8 protein-coding genes are annotated in these 8,854 nt (G+C 58.5%); 5 read left to right on the top strand and 3 right to left on the bottom strand.

Annotated features, from left to right (window positions below):
- The coding region (locus Q0341_RS12145; RefSeq protein ID WP_299513683.1) for a mechanosensitive ion channel domain-containing protein at nucleotides 1–1,076 on the top strand (1,076 nt) is incomplete at its 5' end.
- Here the strand turns inward: Q0341_RS12145 and Q0341_RS12140 are convergent.
- The 3 genes from Q0341_RS12140 to Q0341_RS12130 all read right to left on the bottom strand — a co-directional run bounded on the left by Q0341_RS12140 (nucleotide 1,045) and on the right by Q0341_RS12130 (nucleotide 3,930).
- Nucleotides 1,045–2,337: a TRAP transporter large permease gene (locus Q0341_RS12140; RefSeq protein ID WP_299513680.1), complete on the bottom strand. Its 1,293-nt coding sequence runs from the start codon at nucleotides 2,335–2,337 to the stop codon at nucleotides 1,045–1,047. The two genes, Q0341_RS12145 and Q0341_RS12140, sit on opposite strands and share 32 nt — an antisense overlap.
- Entirely contained in the window at nucleotides 2,334–2,828 is a 495-nt protein-coding gene (locus tag Q0341_RS12135) for a TRAP transporter small permease (RefSeq protein ID WP_299513677.1), read from the bottom strand. The genes Q0341_RS12140 and Q0341_RS12135 overlap by 4 nt, the downstream gene beginning before the upstream one ends.
- 85 nt (nucleotides 2,829–2,913) lie before the next feature.
- Nucleotides 2,914–3,930, bottom strand: coding sequence for a TRAP transporter substrate-binding protein (locus Q0341_RS12130; RefSeq protein WP_299513674.1), 1,017 nt, complete (start codon nucleotides 3,928–3,930; stop codon nucleotides 2,914–2,916).
- A 294-nt stretch (nucleotides 3,931–4,224) separates the two neighbouring features.
- Here Q0341_RS12130 and Q0341_RS12125 point away from each other — a divergent pair, with 294 nt between their 5' ends.
- The 4 genes from Q0341_RS12125 to Q0341_RS12110 all read left to right on the top strand — a co-directional run.
- Nucleotides 4,225–4,980, top strand: a complete 756-nt coding sequence (locus Q0341_RS12125; RefSeq protein WP_299513671.1) for an electron transfer flavoprotein subunit beta/FixA family protein — start codon at nucleotides 4,225–4,227, stop codon at nucleotides 4,978–4,980.
- Between the two features lie 2 nt (nucleotides 4,981–4,982).
- Nucleotides 4,983–5,915, top strand: a complete 933-nt coding sequence (locus Q0341_RS12120; RefSeq protein WP_299513668.1) for an FAD-binding protein — start codon at nucleotides 4,983–4,985, stop codon at nucleotides 5,913–5,915.
- Nucleotides 5,916–6,003: 88 nt separating this feature from the next.
- Entirely contained in the window at nucleotides 6,004–7,794 is a 1,791-nt protein-coding gene (locus tag Q0341_RS12115; protein WP_299513665.1) for an acyl-CoA dehydrogenase, read from the top strand.
- Nucleotides 7,795–8,056: 262 nt separating this feature from the next.
- A partial coding sequence (locus tag Q0341_RS12110; protein ID WP_299513662.1) for a nitronate monooxygenase family protein occupies nucleotides 8,057–8,854 on the top strand: 798 nt, incomplete at its 3' end.

The following is an 8,854-nucleotide window of genomic DNA, read 5'->3' as shown; positions in this document are numbered from 1 at the left end:
GTTCGCAGGAGAACATTCTCATTTCGGACGACGTGCTGAAGCTCGCCGACCTTGGTTCGTGCCGCGGCATCTACAGCAAACAGCCCTACACCGAGTACATCTCGACACGCTGGTATCGAGCGCCGGAATGTTTGCTGACAGACGGCTTCTACAACTATAAGATGGACATCTGGGGTGTCGGCTGCGTGTTCTTCGAAATAGTCAGTCTGTTCCCGTTGTTCCCAGGCACAAACGAGCTGGACCAAATCAACTGGAAAATTGGCGGCAGTGTCCTGTCGGTGCGCACCTTGATCGAAGGTGCGCTCACGGCCGGAGCCGTGCTGATTGTGGCGCTGTGGGTGTCAGCGGCGATCGAGGCGCGGTTGCTCAAATCGGCCACACGCAGCGACTTGTCACTGCGCAAGGTCATCAGCAACACAGTGCGGGCCTTGCTCATGTTTGTGGGCTTGCTGCTGGCGCTGTCGTCGGTGGGCATTGACCTGACCGCTTTGTCGGTGTTGGGCGGCGCGGTGGGTGTGGGCATTGGTTTTGGCTTGCAAAAGCTGGCCTCCAATTACGTCAGCGGCTTCGTCATCTTGGCCGAGCGCAGCATGCGCATTGGGGACATGGTGCTGGTTGATGGCTTTGAAGGCACCATCGTGGACATCAAAGCGCGTTACACCGTGATCCGCGCTGTGAACGGGCGCGAGTCCATCGTGCCCAATGAGATGCTGATCATCAACAGGGTTGAAAATTTCACTTTGCAAGACACCAAAATGGCGCAGACCACGCTGGTCTCTGTGGCATACGACAGCGATGTGGACTTGGTGCGCCGGCTTTTGATCGATGCCTGCGAGAGCCAGCCGCGTGTGTTGCGCGATCCGGCACCCAATGCCTTCCTGAGCCAATTTGGCGCGGACGGCTTGGAGTTCACCGTGAGTTACTGGATTGAAGATCCGGAAAACGGCCAACTGGCGCTGCGCTCGACCATCAACATGCTGATCTTGGCCGCGCTGCGCGAGCACAAGATCGAAATCCCGTACCCGCAGCGCGTCATGCACATGGTCAATCCATCATCGAAGGCAGCCACAGACTGATGCCAGGGAAGGCCAGCAAAATGCCCAGCGTGATGACCAGCACCAGCACCAGGGGCCAGACACCCCGGAAGATGGGGCCCAGCCCCACGTTGGGCAGCAAGGTGTTGAGCACAAAGAGGTTCATGCCCACAGGCGGAGAGATCAGGCCAATCTGAATCACCATGACGATCAGCACTCCGAACCAAACCGGGTCAAAGCCCAGATCCACCACGATGGGAAAGAACAGCGGAATGGTCAGCAGTACCATGGTCAGCTCTTCCATCACGGTGCCTAGCAGCACGTACACCAGCATCATGGCAGCCACGATCATGATGGGCGAGAGGCCCAGGCCGGTGATCCAGTCCTTGAGCTCAAACGGCAAGCTGGTGTAGTTCACAAAGTTGGCGAAGATCGTGGCGGCAATCAGCAAGGTGAACAGCATGGCGGTGGTTCGAGCCGATTCAACCAGCACCTGCATGAGCACCTTCCAGCTCAAGGCTTTGCGCGCCAGTGCAAACAAAAATGCCCCCATGGCCCCCATGCCTGCGCCTTCGGTGGCGGTGAAAAAGCCGCCATAAATGCCGCCCAGCACCAGCACGACCAAGAGCAGCACGCCCCAGATGCCGCGCAGGGCCTTCATGCGTTGAGCCCAACTGAACTTTTCGCCCGCAGGGGCATGTTCCGGGTTATGCCAAGTCATCAGCACCACCGCCAGCATCATCAGGCCGGCCGTCAAGATGCCCGGCAATACCCCGGCCGCAAACAGTTTGCCGATGTGGGTTTCTGTGATGATGCCGTAGATGACCAAAATGGTGGAGGGCGGGATCATGATGCCCAAGGTGCCGCCCGCGGCAATCACGCCCGTGGACATGGCGTCGCTGTAGCCCAGTTTTTTCATGGACGGGTAAGCCACTTTGCTCATCGTCGCAGCGGTGGCAATGGACGAGCCGCAGATGGCCCCAAACCCAGCACAGGCGGCAATGGTGGCGTGCGCCAAGCCCCCTTTTCGATGGCCAATGAAGGTGTAGGCCGCATGAAACAGCTCATGCGCTAAACCTGCACGGGCCACAAAATTGCCCATCAAAATGAACAGCGGGATGACCGACAAGGTGTAGGCGAAACCGGTCTCGTGAACCACCTGGGCGGTACTGGCCAAGGCGGGCAACCAGCCGCGAGTCAGGGCAATGCCCACAATGCCAACCAGGCCCATGGAAAAAGCCAAAGGCATGCGCAAAAGGGCCAACACGAAGATGGCCAAAAATCCCAGCAAGGCTTCGGTCACAGCGTGCCTCCGTCGGAAGTGGTTTCATCTCTCGACCAGAAGGCTTTGGCCAAGTGCACCAGGCCAGCGAGGCCACACAGCACGCCCATGCCTTGAATGAACGGGGCTTTGGTGATTTTCAGTTGCGCCGTGGTCTCGCCTGTGGCTGCAAACTCTCCGCCGGTTTGCCACATCAGGTAAGCCAGCCCGAGCAGCAAGCCTGCGCAAGCCAGATGAATCAGGCCTTGCTGGATTTTCCTGACCAGGCGCGGCAGCAGCACGTCCAGCGAGTCAAACACCACATGTTCGCCTTTGAGGGACACCAAGGGCAGTGCGCCAAAAATGACGACCACCATCAGCAACTCGGTCAACTCCAAAGAGCCCGTGATGGATTGCGACAGAATTTTCCGGCCAGAGACATCCAGGAACGTCAGCACCATGATGGCGAACAAGGCCAAGCCAGCCAGAGTGCCGCACAAAATTTCGAGAGTTTTTTTCAACTTGTCACCCATAAAAAAACGGTATTTGCTGAGAGGGCAAATACCGCTGGTGCGTGCCTCACCTTGGGTGATTCACCCAGGGCATACCCGATCAATTTTACTTTTGCAGTTTGGCGATTTCAGCACGGAATTCAGCCAATGTGCCCGATGGGTCTTTCAGGCCTTTGGCTTTGGCAGCTTGCGCCCAATCGCGTTCGAGTTTGCTCACGCGGATGGTCACGCCACTGACAAAGTTGTTGTCAGCCTTGATGACTTTCACGCCATTTTTTTGCATGTTCGTCAAAGCACGGGCGTCCACCCGGTCCCAAGCTTGGCCAAAACGACGGGCGACGGCTTCACCCGACAACTCGTCCACGACTTTTTTGTCTTCGGCCGAGAGGCTGTTGTATTTGGCCGGGTTCATCATGAAGACGAAACTGGTGTTGTACAGACCGCCGGGGAACTGGGTGGCGTGCTTGATGATCTTGTCGATCTTGAAGGAGTCGGTGGACTCGGCGGGGAACAAGGTGCCATCCATCACGCCGCTTGACAGCAGTTCGTAAGACTCAGGCGCTGGCTTGAGGGTGACGTTCATGTCCAGGGTTTTGGAGATCTCGTTGACCATGCCGCCGCCTACTCGGAATTTCAGGCCTGAGAGGTCTTCCACGCGGGTGATGGGTTTTTTGGTGTTGAACACAATGCCCGGGCCGTGGGTGAAGTACCCCAGAACTTTCACACCTTGGTGTTCTGCTTCGAACTCGGAATTTTTGGCGGCAATGCGGTTGAAGGCCACTGACAAGGGCTCTGCACGGTCGCCCAAAAATGGAAACTCGGCCATTTGGGAGAGGACAAAACGTCCGGGTGTGTAACCGTGCACGGTGAACGACACATCAACCAAGCCATTTTTGACCGCGTCAAAAGTGCCGGGCGCGGGCGTCACAGCCCTGGGCAGGATGTTGCAACGAACGCGCTTGGAAGTTTTGGCTGCCAGGTCGTCGCACCATTCTTTTTGCGAAACCGACAGGCCGTGCGTGGGAGGGACCCAGCTCGAGACGGTCAACACGGTTTGGGCTTGCGCCAGAGTGGCGAAGCTGGCCAGGGCCGCTGCGGCCACGTAAGTCAAAGTTTTTTTCATCCAATTGCCCCGTTGATTTGGTTACAAAACATAATCGTAATGCCGATTAAACAATCGCGAAATCAATGTTAACCCTGATTCACCTACCGGTTGGTCGGTGAATTCCCGGGGGTCAAGCCCGCGGGTGACCAAGATGGTTCTCAAAAATCGCGCCTAAAATACGAACGATCGTGCTTTTTTCTCGCCTTCAGGGCTTCCCGATTGCTGTTTTGATGCACAATTGAAGTTTACGTAACGTCAACCTCGTGCTGGCGTTTCAAGGCGTTCTGGTTTGATATCAATGGAGATGCTTTCATGAAAATTCTGGTTCCCGTGAAGCGGGTGGTGGACTACAACGTCAAGGTACGCGTCAAGTCCGATGGTTCCGGCGTGGACATCGCCAACGTCAAGATGAGCATGAACCCCTTTGACGAGATCGCTGTCGAAGAAGCCGTGCGCCTGAAAGAAAAAGGTTTTGCCACCGAAGTCATCGCTGTGTCTTGCGGCGTGACCCAGTGCCAGGAAACCTTGCGCACCGCCATGGCCATTGGTGCCGATCGCGGCATCCTGGTCGAGACCCCAGCCGATCTGGACCTGCAGCCCTTGGCCGTGGCCAAGTTGCTCAAAGCATTGGTCGACAAAGAGCAGCCAGGCCTGATCATTTTGGGCAAACAAGCCATTGACGACGATTGCAACCAAACCGGCCAGATGTTGGCAGCTTTGGCCGACTTGCCCCAAGCCACGTTTGCCTCCAAGGTTGAGATCGTGGACGGCAAAGCCCATGTCACACGCGAGATCGATGGTGGCCTTGAAGTGCTCAGCGTCGGCCTGCCTGCGGTGGTGACCACCGACTTGCGCCTGAACGAGCCGCGTTACGTGACGCTGCCCAACATCATGAAGGCCAAGAAAAAACAGCTCGACATCTTCAAGCCCGAAGATTTGGGTGTCGATGTGGCCCCCCGCATCAAGACCCTGAAAGTGGCCGAGCCGGCCAAGCGCAGCGCCGGCATCATGGTGCCCGATGTCGCCACGCTGGTGGATAAATTGAAAAACGTTGCAAAGGTAATCTGACCATGTCCGCACTCGTTATTGCCGAACACGACAACGCCACGATCAAAGTGGCCACCTTGAACACCGTGACTGCCGCAGCCGCTTGTGGTGGTGATGTGCATGTGCTGGTGGCTGGCCACAATGCTGCCGCTGCTGCTGCAGCCGCTGCCCAAATCGCTGGTGTTTCCAAAGTCATCCATGCAGACAGCGAAAGCCTGGCGCACGGCCTGGCTGAAAACGTGGCCGCTGAAGTGCTGGCCATTGCCGCCAACTACAGCCATATCGTGTTTCCCGCCACTGCTGCGGGCAAGAACGTGGCCCCTCGTGTGGCCGCCAAGCTCGATGTGGCGCAGGTCAGTGATGTGACACAAGTCATCTCGGCCGACACTTTCGAGCGCCCCATCTACGCGGGCAACGCCATGGCCACTGTGCAAAGCCAAGATGCCACCAAAGTCATCACGGTGCGCACCACCGGTTTTGACGCTGCAGCCGCCACCGGCGGCAGCGCATCGATTGAAAGTGCCGCAGCCCAAGCCGACAGCGGCAAGAGCAGCTTCAAGGGCAGCGAAATCGCCAAAAACGACCGCCCCGAATTGACCGCCGCCAAGATCATCGTGTCCGGTGGCCGTGCTCTGGGCAGCGCCGAGAAGTTCAACGAAGTCATGACACCGCTGGCCGACAAACTGGGTGCCGCCATCGGTGCCAGCCGCGCTGCGGTCGATGCTGGCTACGCCGCCAACGATTTGCAAGTGGGCCAGACCGGCAAGATCGTCGCGCCCCAGTTGTATGTGGCTTGCGGCATCTCGGGTGCGATTCAGCACTTGGCAGGCATGAAGGATTCCAAGGTGATCGTGGCGATCAACAAAGACCCCGAAGCGCCGATCTTCAGCGTGGCCGACTTTGGCCTCGAAGCCGATTTGTTTGCGGCTGTGCCTGAGTTGACCAACGCACTGTGATGATTTGACAATTGCAAAAAAGACCTCCGAGAGAGGTCTTTTTTGTACCCGACCCCAATTTCCTCGGACCCGTATCAGGAGACAAGACATGAGCTACATCGCCCCCCTCAAGGACATGCTTTTCAACATCGAGCACCTGGCCCGCATCGACCAGATCGCGAAAATTCCAGGTTTTGAAGACGCCGGCCTGGAAACCGCGCAAGCGGTGCTGGAGGAGTGCGCCAAGCTCAACCAAGACGTGATCTCGCCTTTGAACTGGGAAGGCGACAAAAACCCGTCCTTCCACAACGGCAGCGGCGTGACCACCACGCCCGGCTTCAAAGAGGCCTATCAGCAATACGCCGAAGGCGGCTGGCAAGGTCTGCAGCACCCCGCCGACTTTGGTGGCCAAGGTTTGCCCAAAACCATTGGTGCGGCTTGCGGCGAAATGCTCAACTCGGCCAACATGGCCTTTGCGCTGTGCCCCTTGCTCACCGATGGCGCGATCGAAGCCTTGCTCACGGCAGGTTCCGATGAACTCAAGGCCACGTACCTGGAAAAGCTGATCTCCGGCCAGTGGACTGGCACCATGAACTTGACCGAGCCACAAGCCGGCTCGGACCTGGCCGCCGTGCGCACCCGTGCTGAGCCCCAGCCCGATGGCACTTACAAAATCTTCGGCACCAAGATCTACATCACCTACGGTGAGCACGACATGGCCGAGAACATCGTGCACCTGGTGCTGGCCCGCGTGATGGGCGCGCCCGAAGGTGTCAAAGGCATCAGCTTGTTTGTGGTGCCCAAGTTCATGGTCAATGGTGATGGTGCCTTGGGCGACCGCAACGACGTGCACTGCGTGAGCATCGAACACAAGTTGGGCATCAAAGCCAGCCCCACAGCGGTGCTGCAGTTTGGTGACAACGGTGGTGGTGTGGGTTTCTTGGTGGGCCAAGAAAACCGGGGTCTCGAATACATGTTCATCATGATGAACGCCGCCCGCTACGCCGTGGGCGTGCAAGGCGTCGCGATTGCCGAGCGTTCTTATCAGCGTGCCGTGCAGTACGCCCGTGACCGCGTGCAAAGCCGCCCAGTGGACGGCAGCTTGCCTGCTGCTGGCCCGATCATTCACCACCCCGATGTGCGCCGCATGCTGATGACCATGCGCGCTTACACCGAAGGCTGCCGCGCCATGGCGGCCACCGCTGCTGCGGCCTATGACGCCTCGCACCACCACCCCGATGCTGAGGTGCGCAAACAGAACCTGGCGTTCTACGAATTCATGGTGCCGCTGGTCAAGGGCTACAGCACCGAGATGAGCCTGGAAGTCACCAGCTTGGGCGTGCAAGTGCACGGCGGCATGGGTTTCATCGAAGAAACGGGCGCTGCGCAGTACTACCGCGACGCCAAAATTTTGACCATCTACGAAGGCACGACAGCCATCCAGGCCAACGACCTGGTGGGCCGCAAGACCGCACGCGATGGTGGCCAGACTGCCAAGGCGCTCGCCGCGCAAGTGGCCCAGACCGAAAGCGAATTGGTCGCATCGGGCAACGCCGATGCGCTGGCCGTTGCCAAGCGCCTCAAAGCCGCCCGTGAAGCTTTTGTGGATGTGGTCGAGTTTGTGGCCGGCAACACCAAAGCCCACCCCAACGACGTGTTTGCAGGCAGCGTGCCTTACCTCATGCTGGCCGGTAACCTGATGGCGGGCTGGCAAATGGGCCGTGCGCTGTTGGTTGCGTTGACGCCTGAAGCCCAGACACAAGACGCTGCGTTCATGGCAGCCAAAGTGACCACCGCGCGTTTCTATGCTGACCACATTTTGTCCAAAGCACCCGGCATCCGCGACAGCATCGTCGAAGGCGCAGGCAGCGTGACGGCGATGGCGCTGGATGCATTCTGATCTCATGCTGTGAATGGCATGGTGCGTGTCCTGCGCCCCATCGCCCACAGGGTGGGCTTCTACAAAATGCCATCCTTATCTTTATGGATGAGGCACTGGGCGAGCTGCTGGTTGACACCATGGCATCTCTTTGTAGGAAAGCACCCCGTGCGCGATGGTTTGGGCGCGTTGGTGTGCCAGACACTCCCGCCCTTGTCGCCGCGCCGACACCTGCTGGCCTGCTTGTCAACACACAATAGCCAATATTTTTTCAGGAGACTTCATGTCCAAGCTACCCCCCGTTTTGGCCAACTTGCCGTTCCCCGCCATCGCATCCCCCCTGTTCATCATCAGCAACCCCAAGCTGGTCATTGAGCAGTGCAAGGCGGGCATCGTCGGCTCCATGCCCGCTTTGAATGCCCGCCCTGCCGCGCAGCTCGAAGAGTGGTTGATTGAGATCACCGAAACCCTGGCCGCCTACAACGCCGCCAACCCCGACAAACCCGCCGCGCCTTTTGCGATCAATCAGATCGTGCACAAGAGCAACGACCGGCTGGAACACGACATGGCCATGTGCGTGAAGTACAAGGTGCCGATCATCATCACCTCGCTCGGCGCACGCGAAGAAATCAACGAAGCCGCCCACAGCTACGGCGGTGTGGTCTTGCACGACATCATCAACAACAAGCACGCGCACAAAGCGATCGAAAAGGGCGCTGACGGCCTGATCGCTGTGGCCGCGGGTGCGGGAGGCCATGCGGGTGTGAAAAGCCCGTTCGCTTTGATCCAGGAAATCCGCCAGTGGTTCGACGGCCCGATCGCTTTGTCGGGCTCAATCGCCACGGGCGATGCGATTTTGGCGGCGCAAGCCATGGGTGCAGACTTTGCTTACATCGGCTCGGCCTTCATCGCCACCACCGAAGCTCGTGCCGCCGATGACTACAAACAAGCCATCGTGGACAGCAACTCCGACGACATCGTCTACAGCAACCTGTTTACCGGTGTGCATGGCAACTACCTCGCGCCTTCGATCCGCGCAGCGGGCCTGGACCCCGAGAACCTGCCCGAGTCCGACCCCACC

This window comes from uncultured Limnohabitans sp., assembly GCF_937889215.1.
Taxonomy (GTDB): Bacteria; Pseudomonadota; Gammaproteobacteria; order Burkholderiales; family Burkholderiaceae_C; genus Limnohabitans_A.
Note: the sequence above shows the minus strand (reverse complement) of the source record. Positions and strands in the feature narration are given on the sequence as shown.

Bases quoted from the DNA above. Each gene is read 5' to 3' on its own strand.
- Q0341_RS12130 (WP_299513674.1), bottom strand. From the start codon at position 3,930: ATGAAAAAAACTTTGACTTACGTGGCCGCAGCGGCCCTGGCCAGCTTC.
- Q0341_RS12115 (WP_299513665.1), top strand. From the start codon at position 6,004: ATGAGCTACATCGCCCCCCTCAAGGACATGCTTTTCAACATCGAGCAC.
- Q0341_RS12135 (WP_299513677.1), bottom strand. From the start codon at position 2,828: ATGGGTGACAAGTTGAAAAAAACTCTCGAAATTTTGTGCGGCACTCTG.
- Q0341_RS12120 (WP_299513668.1), top strand. From the start codon at position 4,983: ATGTCCGCACTCGTTATTGCCGAACACGACAACGCCACGATCAAAGTG.
- Q0341_RS12125 (WP_299513671.1), top strand. From the start codon at position 4,225: ATGAAAATTCTGGTTCCCGTGAAGCGGGTGGTGGACTACAACGTCAAG.